This window comes from Bacteroides togonis (assembly GCF_900130135.1).
Lineage (GTDB): Bacteria > Bacteroidota > Bacteroidia > Bacteroidales > Bacteroidaceae > Bacteroides > Bacteroides pullorum.
The window spans coordinates 2,430,674-2,445,462 of record NZ_LT670820.1 but is presented as its reverse complement, the minus strand read 5'-3'; the positions used below and the strand labels follow the sequence as shown (position 1 = coordinate 2,445,462).

17 protein-coding genes and 4 tRNA genes are annotated in these 14,789 nt (G+C 49.0%); 17 read left to right on the top strand and 4 right to left on the bottom strand.

Going from position 1 to position 14,789, the window contains the following annotated elements:
- The first annotated feature begins 12 nt into the window (after positions 1-12).
- Positions 13-723, top strand: coding sequence for a phosphatase (locus BQ8005_RS10485; RefSeq protein ID WP_075318005.1), 711 nt, complete (start codon positions 13-15; stop codon positions 721-723).
- Between the two features lie 7 nt (positions 724-730).
- Positions 731-1,243 (top strand): low molecular weight protein-tyrosine-phosphatase, encoded by a 513-nt coding sequence (locus BQ8005_RS10480; RefSeq protein WP_394334103.1) that lies wholly within the window; start codon positions 731-733, stop codon positions 1,241-1,243.
- A gap of 70 nt (positions 1,244-1,313) precedes the next feature.
- Here the strand turns inward: BQ8005_RS10480 and BQ8005_RS10475 are convergent, their stop codons facing one another.
- Together BQ8005_RS10475 and BQ8005_RS10470 are read right to left on the bottom strand one after the other, a co-directional pair.
- Positions 1,314-2,081, bottom strand: coding sequence for a hypothetical protein (locus tag BQ8005_RS10475; protein ID WP_075318004.1), 768 nt, complete (start codon positions 2,079-2,081; stop codon positions 1,314-1,316).
- Between the two features lie 21 nt (positions 2,082-2,102).
- The gene (locus tag BQ8005_RS10470; RefSeq protein WP_075318003.1) at positions 2,103-4,178 is read right to left on the bottom strand and encodes an HD family phosphohydrolase; all 2,076 of its coding nucleotides are present in this window, start codon (positions 4,176-4,178) and stop codon (positions 2,103-2,105) included.
- Positions 4,179-4,276: 98 nt separating this feature from the next.
- Here BQ8005_RS10470 and gltX point away from each other — a divergent pair, with 98 nt between their 5' ends.
- Complete coding sequence (gene gltX / locus BQ8005_RS10465; RefSeq protein WP_075318002.1) at positions 4,277-5,803, top strand: glutamate--tRNA ligase; 1,527 nt, start codon at positions 4,277-4,279, stop codon at positions 5,801-5,803.
- Between the two features lie 154 nt (positions 5,804-5,957).
- Here gltX and BQ8005_RS10460 read toward each other — a convergent pair whose 3' ends face one another.
- Positions 5,958-6,473: a gamma carbonic anhydrase family protein gene (locus BQ8005_RS10460; protein ID WP_021848670.1), complete on the bottom strand. Its 516-nt coding sequence runs from the start codon at positions 6,471-6,473 to the stop codon at positions 5,958-5,960.
- Between the two features lie 25 nt (positions 6,474-6,498).
- Entirely contained in the window at positions 6,499-8,280 is a 1,782-nt protein-coding gene (locus BQ8005_RS10455) for an aminopeptidase P family protein (protein WP_075318001.1), read from the bottom strand.
- Positions 8,281-8,574: 294 nt separating this feature from the next.
- Here BQ8005_RS10455 and rpsU point away from each other — a divergent pair, with 294 nt between their 5' ends.
- The 14 genes from rpsU to rplL all read left to right on the top strand — a co-directional run bounded on the left by rpsU (position 8,575) and on the right by rplL (position 14,727).
- Positions 8,575-8,766, top strand: coding sequence for a 30S ribosomal protein S21 (rpsU, locus tag BQ8005_RS10450; RefSeq protein ID WP_021848668.1), 192 nt, complete (start codon positions 8,575-8,577; stop codon positions 8,764-8,766).
- 73 nt (positions 8,767-8,839) lie between these two features.
- On the top strand, positions 8,840-9,721 hold the full coding sequence (locus BQ8005_RS10445; protein ID WP_083610610.1) for a tyrosine recombinase XerC: 882 nt from the start codon (positions 8,840-8,842) through the stop codon (positions 9,719-9,721).
- Between the two features lie 16 nt (positions 9,722-9,737).
- The gene (gene hpf, locus BQ8005_RS10440; protein ID WP_021848666.1) at positions 9,738-10,037 is read left to right on the top strand and encodes a ribosome hibernation-promoting factor, HPF/YfiA family; all 300 of its coding nucleotides are present in this window, start codon (positions 9,738-9,740) and stop codon (positions 10,035-10,037) included.
- An 88-nt stretch (positions 10,038-10,125) separates the two neighbouring features.
- Positions 10,126-10,199: transfer RNA gene (locus BQ8005_RS10435), tRNA-Thr, on the top strand.
- A gap of 16 nt (positions 10,200-10,215) precedes the next feature.
- Positions 10,216-10,298: transfer RNA gene (locus tag BQ8005_RS10430), tRNA-Tyr, on the top strand.
- 12 nt (positions 10,299-10,310) lie between these two features.
- A tRNA-Thr gene (locus tag BQ8005_RS10425) sits at positions 10,311-10,382 on the top strand.
- A gap of 49 nt (positions 10,383-10,431) precedes the next feature.
- Positions 10,432-11,616, top strand: a complete 1,185-nt coding sequence (gene tuf, locus BQ8005_RS10420) for an elongation factor Tu (protein ID WP_075317999.1) — start codon at positions 10,432-10,434, stop codon at positions 11,614-11,616.
- Between the two features lie 55 nt (positions 11,617-11,671).
- A tRNA-Trp gene (locus BQ8005_RS10415) sits at positions 11,672-11,744 on the top strand.
- A gap of 14 nt (positions 11,745-11,758) precedes the next feature.
- Positions 11,759-11,947 carry a preprotein translocase subunit SecE gene (gene secE / locus BQ8005_RS10410; protein ID WP_075317998.1) on the top strand — a complete coding sequence of 63 codons (189 nt, stop codon included), beginning with the start codon at positions 11,759-11,761 and terminating at the stop codon, positions 11,945-11,947.
- Positions 11,948-11,959: 12 nt separating this feature from the next.
- Positions 11,960-12,502, top strand: a complete 543-nt coding sequence (gene nusG, locus BQ8005_RS10405) for a transcription termination/antitermination protein NusG (RefSeq protein ID WP_075317997.1) — start codon at positions 11,960-11,962, stop codon at positions 12,500-12,502.
- 59 nt (positions 12,503-12,561) lie between these two features.
- Entirely contained in the window at positions 12,562-13,005 is a 444-nt protein-coding gene (rplK, locus tag BQ8005_RS10400; RefSeq protein ID WP_075317996.1) for a 50S ribosomal protein L11, read from the top strand.
- Positions 13,006-13,024: 19 nt separating this feature from the next.
- Positions 13,025-13,723 carry a 50S ribosomal protein L1 gene (rplA, locus tag BQ8005_RS10395; protein ID WP_075317995.1) on the top strand — a complete coding sequence of 233 codons (699 nt, stop codon included), beginning with the start codon at positions 13,025-13,027 and terminating at the stop codon, positions 13,721-13,723.
- A 15-nt stretch (positions 13,724-13,738) separates the two neighbouring features.
- The gene (rplJ, locus tag BQ8005_RS10390) at positions 13,739-14,260 is read left to right on the top strand and encodes a 50S ribosomal protein L10 (RefSeq protein ID WP_075317994.1); all 522 of its coding nucleotides are present in this window, start codon (positions 13,739-13,741) and stop codon (positions 14,258-14,260) included.
- Between the two features lie 89 nt (positions 14,261-14,349).
- The gene (rplL, locus tag BQ8005_RS10385) at positions 14,350-14,727 is read left to right on the top strand and encodes a 50S ribosomal protein L7/L12 (protein WP_022020579.1); all 378 of its coding nucleotides are present in this window, start codon (positions 14,350-14,352) and stop codon (positions 14,725-14,727) included.
- Positions 14,728-14,789: the final 62 nt, after the last annotated feature.

Genomic DNA, 14,789 nt, shown 5'->3' with positions numbered 1-14,789 from the left:
TAGGATATAAATATGAAGATAGCATTAGACGTACACACGCATACGTTGGCCAGCGGGCATGCCTTCAGCACGCTGCAGGAGATGGCACAGGCAGCTGCCGACAAGGGACTGGAACTGCTGGGCATCACCGAGCATACGCCCGGCATCCCTGGTACTTGTGACCTGATTTATTTCCGTAACCTGCATGTCGTGCCCAGACGTATGTATGGGATTGAGTTGTTGCTGGGGGCGGAAATCAACATCCTCGATACGGAAGGGCGACTCGACCTGGACGAGACACACCTGAAGAAACTCGATCTGCGCATTGCCGGCATCCATTCGCTTTGTTACCGTCCGGGAACGCCCGAGGAGAATACGGAAGGCATGCTGCGGGCGATAGCCAATCCCTACATCCACATCATCAGCCATCCCGGCGACGGAACGGCCCGTTTGCTGTTCGAACCTATTGTCCTTGCGGCGAAAGAACATCACACACTGCTCGAGATCAACAACAGTTCCCTGAAGCCCTGCCGCCACAAGGAGGAGGCCCGTCCCAATAATCTGGAAATCCTTCGTCTGTGCAAGCGGTACGAAGTACCTGTCATTTTAGGAAGTGATGCCCACATTTCGTTCGATATTGCCAATTACGAATACGTATCAGAACTCATCCGTGAGACTGATTTTCCCGAGGCGCTTATCCTGAATGATGACGTAACGCGGTTTAAACAGTATTTAGGTATCTGAATTTAATATGGAAACTATGGAAAAGAAAGACTTGGCTTCTTCAAAGAAACACCGTATCCTGTTTGTCTGCCTCGGAAACATCTGTCGCTCTTCGTCTGCCGAAGGTGTAATGAAACATCTGGTGGAAGAGGCCGGAAGAGCCGATGAATTTGTGATTGACTCTGCCGGTATCCTGAGTTATCATCAGGGCGAATTGCCCGATCCGCGGATGCGTGCGCATGCTGCCCGCCGCGGTTACAACCTAGTGCATCGTTCGCGTCCCATTCGTACCAGCGATTTCGATGATTTCGATCTTATCATTGGTATGGACGACCGCAATATCGAAGACCTGAAGGAGCGCGCTCCTTCGGTCGAAGCAGAACGGAAGATTTGTCGTATGACTGACTTTTGTACCCGCTTTACTGAGGCTGACCACGTTCCCGACCCCTATTACGGTGGTGCAGAAGGTTTCGAGTATGTGCTCGACCTGCTGGAAGATGCCTGTGCAGGACTGCTTGAGGAATTGATAATGGAGAATTGATAATTGATAATGGATAATGGAAGACTCCCCCCTTACTAATAATTCTCAATTCTCAATTATCCATTCTCAATTATTCATGGTACACGTCGTGGTAGTGTCGTTTTTCGTCGTTGAGGCTGCATGTGGCGTCGATACCTGCTTGGCGGAGACGTTCGGCAATCTCGTTGAGCCGTGTGCGGGGTACACGGCCGATGTAGAAGAGACGGTAGCGATATGTATTGTCCATCACTTCCATGACGTGTGTGGCGTTCGGTTCGCGGGCGAAGTCGAAGTTCACTTTCAGCAGATCGCTGTAGGCATAATGGATTTCGCGTCCGGCACTGACTACGGTCAGGCGGTCGGTTTCCAGTCGGAGGTAGCAGAAACGCACCTGAAGCAAGTAGATGCTGTAGAGGCTCATGCCGAAAAAGAGAACGGGCAGCACAATGCCTGTCCATTGTTCGATGTTCAGGGTATAGAAAGCTATGCTGAGGCAGAGAACGAACAGTACGAAATACCAGAACATGTAGAGTGACATGCGGCGGTAGACGGTGGTGCCTGTTGGCCTTGTACTATTTCCCGTGTCGGCTGGATGATTGTCGAAGGCGATACCGCGGCTTATCAGAGTACGTATCAGAGCCGTCGGGTGGTTGCGCAGATGGACGATCCGTATTCTTTCTTCGCCCGACTTCAGCCGTAAGGTCAGGATGCCGGGGCCATAAACGTTGGCCGGGCTGTGGCGGTCGGGTTCGGGCGTATGCCGTTGCATGAAGCTGAATCCGGCTATTTGCTCCGGTGTCAGCTGGCTCTGTTGCAGGAAGCGCAGGGCGCGTTGTTCTTCTTTGGCAGTAGGTTTCATGGCTCTATGGGGTTAGGTTTTTTACTTTTTCTCTTCTTGCTTTTTCAGTTCGGGATAGCTGATGCGCGTGTGATAGATGGTCTTCAGCTTCTCTTTGAACACTTCCTTCACGGTAGCGATGTCTTTGAAGGTGATGGGGCACTCCTTGAAGTACCCTTCGGCTACCTGAGAGTCGATAATTTTCTCCACCAGGTTGCTGATGCTTTCTTCGTCATACTGGGGCAGGCTGCGCGAAGCGGCCTCTACCGAGTCGGCCATCATCAGAATGGCTTGTTCCTTGGTGAAAGGATTCGGACCGGGGTAGGTGAACATAGCTTCGTCTGGCTCTTCTCCAGGATGTTCGTTCTTCCACGAAATGTAGAAATATTTGGTTTTCCCTTTGCCGTGGTGGGTTGTTATGAAGTCCTTGATGACCTTGGGCAGGTTGTTTTTTTCGGCCAGTTTCACGCCGCCGGTAACGTGGCTGATGACTACTTGCGCACTTTGTTCGTAGTTCAAGTTTTTGTGCGGATTGATACCTCCCCGCTGGTTTTCGGTGAAGAACACGGGATTCTCCATTTTGCCGATGTCGTGGTAGAGGGCGCCGGTACGTACCAGTTGGCTCTTGGCACCGATGCAGTTGGCGGCTTCGGCAGCCAGGTTGGCCACTTGCATGGAGTGCTGGAAGGTGCCGGGCACGGTTTCGGACATGCGGCGCAGCAGCGGATTGTTGATGTTGGACAGTTCGACCAGCGTCACGTTCGAGGTAAAGCCGAATGTTTTTTCCAGTACGAATAGGAGCGGATAGGTGAAGAGCAGGAAGATGCCGTTGATGATGAAGTAGATATACATCCGTCCGTTCACCTTCGACAAGTCGTTTTCCGTAATCATCTCGAAAGCGAAATAGAGGGCGGCATAGGTCAGTATGACCAGCACGGCTGTCTTGAACAGCTGTGAGCGTTGTGACAGTTCCCTCAGGCTATAGATGGCTACCAGGCCGGCGGTTATCTGTAGCAGAATAAATTCATGCGGATAGCGGAGGCAGATGGAACATACCAGGATGGTGATGCAGTGCGTCAGGAAAGCTGTTCGCGAATCGAGGAATACGCGGATGATGACCGGCAGCATGGCATAGGGAAGGATGTAGACATTGAACAGGTTGTATGCCATCATGATCGAGGTTACCACGCAGTAGAACATCATCAGTGCAAAGAGCAGCGACAGGCTTCCTTTCCGGTTGTAGTAGTCCTTGCGGAACAGGTCGAGGTAAAGCATGAAGCACAGCATGAAGATGCTGACGTAGAGTATCTGTCCCAGCAGTGTCAGGCGGTTCTGTCCGGCTGATGCACTGCGTTTGATGGATTCTTTGCGCAGGCTTTCCAGAATATTGTAGGTCTCCGGGCTGACAATCTCGCCACGGTCTATGATTTTCTGTCCGCTCAGTACGATGCCGTTGGCCCACGAGTAGTTTTCCAGCATTTCCTTGCGGGCTGCGTCCGTACGCTGTTCGTCGAAGGTCAGGTTGATGTTCAGGTAGTCGTTCAGGGAACATTGACGCAGAACGTGGGGACGGTAGTGCAGGGAGTCGGCCGTCAAGATGTAGTGATAAGCCGATTTGACGGTATACAGCTTGTCAGTTCCTTGCTGCTGTGCAATCTTGTCGTTCACGGTCATAATGCTTCGCGTGCTGTCTTTTTGCAACGTTTCCATTGCCTCGGACGACAGGATGCCTGCCTGGTACACTTCGGTCAGTTTCTTTTCGATATATTGCAGGTAGTCGGCTGTCAGATAGGGGGCGTGCAGGCGGTTCTGGTAGTCCTTTTTCAGTTTTTTCAGGGCTTCTGTTGCGATATTCTTGTCCTTCTGATAGTAGGGCTGGAAGCGGGCCAGGATACTGTCCTGCTCGTGTCTGACCACGTCGTCCGTCTTGTAGATCGGAAAGTCGAAGGTCGCTATCAGCTGGCCGTATTTCCAGGGTTTGTTGATGTCAAACTGATAGTTGAACTTCCCGTCACGGGGCAGGAAGTAGACGATGACCGCTACCGTACCGATGAAAAGAAGGGCTTTGTATAGCAAATCTCTATAAACGGAGTGTTTTTTTTCACTGCTTTTGTTCATATCGGTTGAAATTTTTGCGAAAAGTACAAAAAAAAACAATCATGTGGAAAAAAAGGCTTAATTTTGCCGCCTAAAATATTCATAAAGTAAGGAAGATTATGGCAGAAAGAAGAGTCAGAGTCCGTTTTGCCCCGAGTCCGACGGGCGCTTTGCACATCGGCGGTGTGCGCACCGCGTTGTATAATTACCTTTTTGCGCGTCAGCATGGAGGTGATCTTATTTTCCGTATCGAAGACACCGACAGCAACCGTTTCGTTCCGGGTGCTGAAGAATATATCCTGGAGTCGTTCAAGTGGCTCGGCATTCCTTTCGACGAGGGTGTCAGCTTTGGTGGTGACCACGGTCCCTACCGTCAGTCCGAACGTCGCGACATTTACAAGAAGTACGTCCAGGTGCTGCTCGATGCAGGAAAAGCCTATATCGCTTTCGATACGCCCGAAGAACTGGAGGCTAAGCGCAAGGAAGTGGCCAACTTCCAGTATGACGCTTCTACCCGCCTGCAGATGCGCAACTCGCTGACTCTTCCGAAGGAAGAAGTAGATGCGCTGATCGCCGAGGGCAAGCAATATGTCGTACGTTTCAAGATTGAGCCGAATGAAGACGTGCATGTCCACGACCTCATCCGTGGCGAAGTGGTCATCAACTCTTCCATCCTCGACGACAAGGTGCTTTATAAGTCGGCCGACGAGCTGCCTACCTATCACCTGGCCAATATCGTGGACGACCACCTCATGGAGGTATCCCACGTCATCCGCGGCGAGGAGTGGTTGCCTTCGGCTCCGCTGCATGTGCTGCTCTACCGCGCTTTCGGTTGGGAAGACACCATGCCCCAGTTTGCCCACCTGCCCCTGCTGCTGAAGCCCGAAGGCAACGGCAAGCTGAGCAAGCGCGACGGCGACCGTCTGGGCTTCCCCGTTTTCCCTCTGGAATGGCACGACCCCAAGACCGGCGAAGTGTCTTCGGGTTATCGCGAGGCCGGTTACTTGCCCGAGGCCGTCATCAACTTCCTCGCCCTGCTGGGATGGAACCCCGGCAACGACCAGGAACTGATGTCGATGGACGAGCTGGTGAAGCTCTTCGACCTGAGTCATTGCAGCAAGGCCGGTGCCAAGTTCGACTATAAGAAAGGTATCTGGTTCAACCACGAATATATCCTCCAGAAGCCTGACGCCGAAATCGCTGAGCTGTTCAAGCCTGTACTGGCAGCCAATGGCGTAGACGTGGCACAATACAGCGACGAGTTCCTGACCCGCGTGGTGTCGCTCGTCAAGGGCCGCGTCAACTTTGTGAAGGAACTCTGGGATCAGGCACGCTTCTTCTTCGTGGCTCCCGAAACGTATGCCGAGAAGGACGTGAAGAAACGCTGGTCCGAAGACACGCCCCGCATCATGGGCGAGTTGGTGGAAGTACTGCGCGGCATCGCCGATTTCAGCTCGAAGCCGTCCGAAGACATCGTCATCGGCTGGATTACGGAGAAGGGCTACCACATGGGCAACGTGATGAATGCCTTCCGTCTGGCTGTTGTGGGCGAGTGCAAGGGTCCGCACATGTTCGACATCACCGAGCTGCTGGGTAAGGAAGAGACTATCCGTCGTATCCAGCGTGCGGTAGAGGTCCTGAAATAAGCGGTATTCTGCATACTCTCTATAACAGAGCACTTCCTCACCACTTCATGCCGTGCTGCATGAGGTCGTGAGGAAGTGCTTTATGAGGGGGTAACAAAGTGCTTCGTCAGGGGATGAGGAAGCACTGGGTGAGAGGACCATCTTTGGGAGCGTCTCACTCTTTGTACCAACTGGCGTACATCAGGTAGTTGTGCGCAATCTTCTGGTTCAGTTCCTTGGCCTGTTCGGGGTCCACCTTCTTGATGAACTTGGCGGGTACACCGCCCCAGATGCTGCCCGGCTCGATGACCGTGTTGCTCAGTACCAGCGAGCCGGCGGCTACGATGGCGCCTTCGCCCACGACGGCGTGGTCGAGGATGGTAGCACCCATGCCGACAAGGGCATAGTCCTTCACGGTGGCGCCGTGGATGGTGACGTTGTGACCGATGGACACGTGGTCGCCTATTTCGATGGTCGATTTCTCGTAGAGCGTGTGCAGCACGCTGCCGTCCTGTATGTTCACACCGTTGCCGATGCGGATGGAGTTGACGTCACCGCGCAACACGGTGTTGAACCATACACTGCAGTCGCGGCCCATCTTTACGTCGCCTACGATGGTGGCGTTGTCGGCCAGGTAGCAGTTTTCTCCTATTTCGGGCGTAAAGCCTCTTACTGATTTGATTAATGCCATTTTTCTTTAGGGGTTAAAGGTTAAATTAAATTGCCTTGCAAGCCTTCTCCAGCCACAGCCGTTCGTCTTCGTCGAGGCTGGGCGAGAGTTGCTCGTACACCGTGCGGTGGTATTGGTTCAGCCAGTCTATTTCTGCCGGAGTCAGCAGGTCGCGGACGATGCCACGAGTGCAGATGGGGCAGAGGGTGACGGTCTCGAACTTCAGGTAACGGCCGAACAGGCCTTCGCCTGCAGGAACAGTGAGCACCAGGTTCTCCGTGCGGATGCCATGGCTGCCGGCCTTATAAACGCCCGGTTCGTTGCTGGTGACCATACCTGGGCGCAGGGTGACGGGGTTATCGTTCATGCGGATGCTCTGCGGGCCTTCGTGCACGTTGAGGAAATGGCCCACGCCATGCCCCGTGCCGTGCAGGAAGTTCATGCGGTGCTGCCAGATGGGCATGCGGGCCAGTACGTCGAGCTGTGCACCGCGCGTGCCTTCGGGGAAGACAGCCATGGCCAGGTCGATGTGGCCCTTTAATATTAAGGTGTAGTCGGTCTTTTCTTCGTCTGTCAGCGGGCCGAGGGCGATGGTACGGGTAATGTCCGTGGTACCGTCCAGGTATTGTGCACCCGAGTCGAGCAGCAGGAAGCCGCGGGGCTCCAGCGGAATGTCTGTTTCGGGTGTGGCTTCGTAGTGGACGATGGCCGCGTGAGCTCCGTACCCGGCGATGGTGTCGAAACTTTCGCCCATGTAGAGCGGTTGGGCGGCACGCAGCTCATGCAGTTTCTTGTCCACGCTGATTTCCGTTTCCTTACCTTGAGGAACTGCTTCTTCCAGCCACTTTAGGAACTTCACCAGTGCTACGCCGTCGCGTTGCATGGCCTGTCGGAGTCCGGCTATCTCCTGTTCGTTGCGTACGGCTTTCAGAAGGGCAACGGGCGAGGGGGCTTCGATGACGCGGCACTGCTGGGGAATGGCCGAGCGTACGGCATAGTTGGTCTTGCCTGGCTCCAGCATCAGGTTTTCTGCCGGCAATTGGGCGAGGTAGGACTCGATTTCCTGATAGGTGTGTAGTGATACGCCCGCTTCATGCAGGTGTGCAGCGACTTCGGGTGTTACCTTTTGCGAGTTGATAAAGTAGTGCGCTTCGTTTTCTCCAATCAGCAAGTAGCTGACAACGACTGGATTGCAGTGCACATCGCTGCCGCGCAGGTTCAGTGTCCATGCTATTTCGTCGAGGGCAGAGAGCAGCAAGCTGTCGGCTTTGGCTTTCTTCATCTCGGCACGTATGGCTTCCAGTTTCTCGGCACAGGTACGTCCGGCATATTTCGTGTCGTGGATAAAGGCCTGGGCTTGTGGCATTTCCGGTCGCCCGTCCCATATCTGTTCCATCGGATCAGCGGTGCATTTGAGTGTTATTCCGTTGTTTTCCAGTTCTTTTTGGAGTGATCGGGCTGCGTCGGTAGCGAATACCTTGCCGTCGATGCCTACACTTTGTCCCTTTTTTAATTGTTCGGATAGAAAAGCGGGGATGGAAGGCGTTTCGGGCAGCATCTCCTTATAGAGGTCGATGCCGGTACCTCCCAGCTGCTGGGCGGCTTGCAGGAAGTGGCGCGAGTCGGCCCACAAGCCGGTTTCTTTCTCGGTAACCACTACGGTCCCTGCCGAGCCGGTAAAACCGGAAATCCATTCTCGACTCTGCCAGTGGGGGGCTACGTATTCGCTCAGGTGCGGGTCTGTACTGGGGATGATGAATGCTTCTATCCCCGTCTGTTTCATCCATGCGCGGAGAGTCTGGATGCGTTCTTTAATGGTGTCGTTCATAATTCACTATATAAAAGATGTATGATTGTGTGGGGATCGTAATGCCTGTCGGAAGCAGGCATTACGATTATCAAAAGTACATAAAGAACGCGGACGGTGCAAACTTTTACGCCGTTTTTGAGATTTTTTCTAGTTGTTGATAGTTCCATGTAAAGATAGCTAAAGAAAAGAATATCTGCCTGTTTGCTAAGATTTTGCAGAAAGTTTTTTGTGAATCAAGAAAATATGTGTACTTTTGCGGCTCGAATTAATCGTGAGATTTTTAAACATTAACTTTTTAATTAATTAAAAACAATGATTGTAGTACCTGTAAAAGAAGGCGAAAACATTGAGAAAGCGCTGAAGAAATTCAAACGTAAATTTGAAAAGACTGGCATCGTAAAAGAGTTGAGAAGCAGACAGCAGTTTGACAAACCGTCTGTTATTAAAAGACTTAAGAAAGAACGTGCCGTTTACGTTCAGAAACTTCAGCAAGTAGAAGATTAATAATTCGTAAAATCCTTTGAATTATTGAATTCTTTTCATACATTCGTTGCACATTTAGTTATGTAGCGATATGTTGCTGACAGACTCTTTTCTCGATTATCTCCGTTATGAGCGGAATTATTCTGATGATACCGTAAAAGCTTACGGTGAGGATATCCGTCAGTTTCAGGAGTTTGGCGGAGAAGATGTCGGTCTTCAGTCTCCTTCGGAAGTGGTGGTGGACGTTGTTCGCGAATGGATGATTCATTTGATGAACCTCGGCTATGCGACGACTTCTGTGAACCGTAAGCTCAGCTCGCTTCGGTCATATTATAAGTATCTTCTGAGGAAGGGAGAGGTGAAAGTGGATCCGTTGCGTAAGATAACGGGGCCTAAAAACAAGAAAAACCTGCCCGTTTTCGTGAAGGAAAGTGAAATGAACCGATTGCTGGATGATGAGGACTTTGGAGAAGGATTTGAAGGTTGCCGTGACCATTTGGTTATTGCTATGTTTTATGCCACAGGCATGAGACTTTCGGAACTGATAGGCCTCGACGACGGGGATGTTGATTTTGCGGCATCGGTGATTAAGGTCACCGGTAAACGTAACAAGCAGCGTCTGATTCCTTTTGGTGAAGAATTGCGGGTGGAGATGGAGGCTTATGTGAAGCAACGGGATGAATCGGTTCCGGTTCGGTCGGGCGCTTTTTTTGTCCGTAAGACGGGTGAGCGGCTTTATCCTAATATCGTGAGGAAAATTGTGACGCGAAACCTTTCGAAGGTGGTGACTGTGAAAAAACGGAGTCCACATGTGCTACGGCATACCTTTGCGACAAGCATGCTGAATCATGAAGCGGAACTTGGAGCAATTAAGGAACTGTTGGGGCACGAAAGCTTGGCTACTACCGAGATTTACACGCATACGACTTTCGAAGAGCTTAAAAAAGTGTATAACCAGGCCCATCCTCGGGCTTAAAGAAAAGGAGGTATGTATGGAAATTAGAATTCAATCAATTCACTTTGACGCATCAGAGCAATTGCAGGCTTTTATCCAAAAGAAAGCTGCGAAGTTGGAGCGATTTTATGATGATATACAGAAAGTAGAGGTGTCATTAAAGGTAGTTAAACCAGAAACAGCCGAAAACAAGGAAGCCGGAGTGAAGGTCTTAGTTCCCAATGGCGAATTGTATGCGAACAAGGTTTGTGATACGTTTGAAGAAGCGGTAGACTTATGTTTGGAAGCTTTGGAAAAACAACTGGTTAAGTACAAGGAAAAAATACGTAATAAATAAAAAACCTGCAAAAATTTTGCGGGAATGAAATAAATGCCTAAATTTGCAGCCGTTTCGCACACGGTATAGCGCGAACGGCTGCAAAATTGCCTCTTTAGCTCAGTTGGCCAGAGCACGTGATTTGTAATCTCGGGGTCGTTGGTTCGAATCCGACAAGAGGCTCGAAAAACAAAGTGATGGGCAAATACCAGAGTGGCCAAATGGGGCAGACTGTAAATCTGCTGGCTTACGCCTTCGGTGGTTCGAATCCATCTTTGCCCACTCCTTTCACTTGCTGTTATAGCTCAGCGGTAGAGCACTTCCTTGGTAAGGAAGAGGTCCCGGGTTCAAGTCCCGGTAACAGCTCTTACATTGTAAATGCTGATTATTAATCAAATAAATAACAAGTAAAGCTATGGCTAAAGAGAAATTCGAACGTACCAAACCCCACGTGAACATTGGTACAATTGGTCACGTTGACCACGGTAAAACCACGTTGACAGCTGCTATCACTACAGTGTTGGCTAAGAAGGGTCTGTCAGAAGTTAAGTCTTTCGATCAGATCGACAACGCTCCTGAAGAGAAGGAAAGAGGTATTACTATCAACACTTCTCACGTTGAATACGAGACTGCTAACCGTCACTATGCTCACGTAGACTGCCCGGGTCACGCCGACTACGTAAAGAACATGGTAACTGGTGCCGCTCAGATGGATGGTGCTATCATCGTAGTTGCTGCAACTGATGGTCCGATGCCTCAGACTCGCGAGCACATCTTGCTGGCTCGTCAGGTAAACGTTCCTAGGCTGGTTGTATTCATGAACAAGTGCGATATGGTAGACGACCCTGAAATGTTGGAACTCGTTGAAATGGAAATGCGTGAACTGTTGTCTGCTTATGATTTCGATGGTGACAACACTCCGTTTATCCAGGGTTCTGCGCTGGGTGCATTGAACGGCGTTGAAAAGTGGGAAGAAAAAGTTATGGAGCTGATGGATGCTTGCGATAGCTGGATTCCTCTGCCTCCGCGTGATGTAGATAAACCGTTCTTGATGCCTGTTGAAGACGTATTCTCTATCACTGGTCGTGGTACTGTAGCTACTGGTCGTATCGAGGCTGGTGTTATCAAGGTAGGTGATGAAGTTGAAATCCTTGGTTTGGGTGAGGATAAGAAGTCGGTTGTAACTGGCGTTGAAATGTTCCGCAAACTGTTGGATGAAGGTGAAGCTGGTGATAACGTAGGTCTGTTGCTGCGTGGTATCGACAAGAACGAAATCAAGCGCGGTATGGTACTCTGCAAGCCGGGTCAGATTAAGCCTCACTCTAAGTTCAAAGCTTCTATCTACGTTTTGAAGAAAGAGGAAGGTGGTCGTCACACTCCGTTCCACAACAAGTATCGTCCTCAGTTCTATCTGCGTACTATGGACTGTACAGGTGAAATCACTCTGCCGGAAGGCGTAGAAATGGTAATGCCGGGTGATAACGTTGAAATCACTGTTACGCTGATCTATCCGGTTGCCTTGAACGTAGGTCTGCGCTTCGCTATCCGTGAAGGTGGTCGTACAGTAGGTTCTGGTCAGATTACTGAAATTCTTGACTAAAATATAAATCTTAATCAGTTCCCGTTATTTACTATCGGGAACTGATTATGTTCAAACGGGAGTAGCTCAGTTGGTAGAGCACCGGTCTCCAAAACCGGGTGTCGGGAGTTCGAGCCTCTCCTCCCGTGCTAATATTGAAGCAATGAAAAAGATTGTAACTTATTTCAAAGAAACTTACGACGAACTTGTACATAAAGTATCGTGGCCTACGTATTCTGAACTTACCAACAGTGCGGTAGTTGTTTTATATGCTTCCCTGCTCATCGCATTGGTGGTGTTTGTGATGGACTATTGTTTCCAGCACGTAATGGAGTTTGTTTATCCTCATTAAAAAGCTTGAAGAATGTCTGAGATTGAAAAGAAATGGTACGTATTGCGTGCTATCAGCGGAAAAGAAACTAAGGTAAAGGAATACCTTGAAGCTGACATTAAGAACAGCGACCTTGGTGATTACGTGTCTCAGGTGTTGATTCCTACTGAAAAGGTATATCAGGTTCGCAATGGCAAGAAAATTGTGAAGGAAAGAAGTTATCTTCCTGGTTACGTTTTGGTAGAGGCGGCTTTGGTTGGTGAGGTTGCTCATCACTTGAGAAACACTCCAAACGTGATTGGTTTCTTGGGAGGTTCGGATAAACCCGTACCTTTAAGACAATCAGAAGTCAATCGCATACTCGGTACTGTTGACGAATTGCAGGATGCTACAGAAGAGATGAACATCCCGTATGTAGTCGGTGAGACTGTAAAGGTGAATTATGGTCCGTTCAGCGGATTCAGTGGTATCATTGAAGAAGTGAACACCGAGAAAAAGAAGCTGAAGGTCATGGTGAAGATATTTGGGCGGAAAACTCCGCTTGAATTGGGCTTTATGCAAGTGGAAAAAGAATGATGCAGGTGTTACGCTGTGTCGTTCCGTCATTATTGTAATATATAAATCAATCAATTAAAATGGCTAAAGAAGTTGCTGGACTAATCAAATTACAGATTAAAGGAGGCGCTGCAAATCCATCACCTCCCGTAGGACCTGCTTTGGGTTCCAAGGGTATCAACATCATGGAGTTTTGCAAGCAATTCAACGCCAGAACCCAAGACAAGGCAGGAAAGATTCTTCCTGTAATCATTACTTACTATGCAGACAAGTCTTTCGATTTTGTAATCAAGACTCCTCCCGTTGCAATCCAGTTGCTGGAGCTGACAAAGGTGAAGAGTGGTTCTGCTGAACCCAATCGTAAGAAAATTGCCGAGATCACTTGGGAACAAGTACGTACGATTGCTCAAGACAAGTTGGTTGACTTGAACTGTTTCACTGTAGAAGCTGCTATGAAGATGGTTGCTGGTACAGCTAGAAGTATGGGTATCACTGTAAAAGGGGAGTTCCCGGTTAATGAATAACTTATAAACTTCAATTAGAATGGGTAAACTGACAAAAAAGCAAAAGTTAGCTGCAGAAAAAATTGAAGCAGGGAAAGCATACTCTCTCAAAGAAGCTTCTGCACTGGTAAAGGAAATCACTTTTACCAAGTTTGATGCTTCTGTAGATATCGACGTACGTTTGGGCGTTGACCCGCGTAAGGCTAACCAAATGGTGAGAGGTGTCGTATCACTTCCTCACGGTACTGGTAAAGTAACGCGTGTTTTGGTGCTTTGTACACCGGATGCTGAAGCTGCTGCAAAAGAAGCAGGCGCTGACTATGTTGGTCTTGACGAATATATTGAAAAGATCAAAGGTGGATGGACAGATATTGATGTGATTATCACGATGCCTTCCATCATGGGTAAGATTGGTGCCCTCGGTCGTGTACTCGGTCCTCGTGGATTGATGCCGAACCCTAAGAGTGGTACTGTGACTATGGATGTTGCTAAAGCTGTTAAGGAAGTAAAACAAGGTAAGATCGACTTCAAGGTTGACAAGAGTGGTATTGTTCATACTTCTATCGGTAAAGTTTCATTTAGTGCTGATCAAATTCGCGACAATGCGAAAGAATTCATCTCTACTTTGAATAAATTGAAACCGACTGCAGCCAAGGGTACATATATTAAGAGTATTTATCTTTCTAGTACAATGAGTAAGGGTGTTAAAATTGACCCTAAATCAGTGGAAGAAATCTAATAAAACGGAGTAATAATGAGAAAGGAAGATAAAAGTACGATTATTGAGCAGATTGCTGCTACAGTTAAGGAATACGGACACTTCTACTTGGTAGATACAACTGCTATGAATGCAGCTGCTACCAGCGCTTTGAGAGCTGCTTGTTTCAAGGCTGACATCAAACTGATGGTGGTTAAGAATACATTGCTGCACAAAGCTTTGGAAAGCCTTGAAGAAGATTATTCTCCGCTTTATGACTGCCTGAAAGGTACTACGGCCGTTATGTTCTGCAATGTTGCGAACGCTCCGGCTAAACTTATTAAGGATAAAGCTAAAGATGGTATTCCGGGACTGAAAGCTGCATATGCTGAGGAAAGCTTCTATGTTGGTGCTGACCAGTTGGATGCTCTCGTAGCTATCAAGAGCAAGAACGAAGTTATTGCCGAAATCGTGGCATTGCTGCAATCTCCGGCCAAGAACGTTATCTCTGCTCTGCAATCAGGTGGTAACACACTTCACGGAGTTCTCAAGACTCTTGGTGAAAGAACCGAAGCTTAAGGCTTCGATTTATTTGGCTGCATAACAGTAGCCGCAAACAAAATTTTATCAATTTATTTTAGTATTTAAACAATTAAATTCATACAAAAATGGCAGATTTGAAAGCTTTTGCAGAACAATTAGTTAACTTGACAGTAAAAGAAGTTAATGAACTTGCAACTATCCTGAAGGAAGAATACGGTATTGAACCTGCTGCTGCAGCTGTTGCTGTTGCTGCTGGCCCCGCAGCCGCTGGTGCTGCTGCCGCTGAAGAGAAGACTTCTTTCGACGTAGTATTGAAGAGCGCTGGTGCAGCTAAACTTCAAGTAGTTAAGGCCGTTAAGGAAGCTTGTGGTCTTGGTTTGAAGGAAGCTAAGGACATGGTAGACGGTGCTCCTAGCGTAGTAAAAGAAGGTTTGGCTAAGGACGAAGCAGAGTCACTGAAGAAAACATTGGAAGAAGCTGGAGCTGAAGTTGAACTTAAATAACATTAGCCTGTAAATCAGGTAATTCGGTTAAGAACCCTTCGTGAAAAGGGTTCTTAACCTTT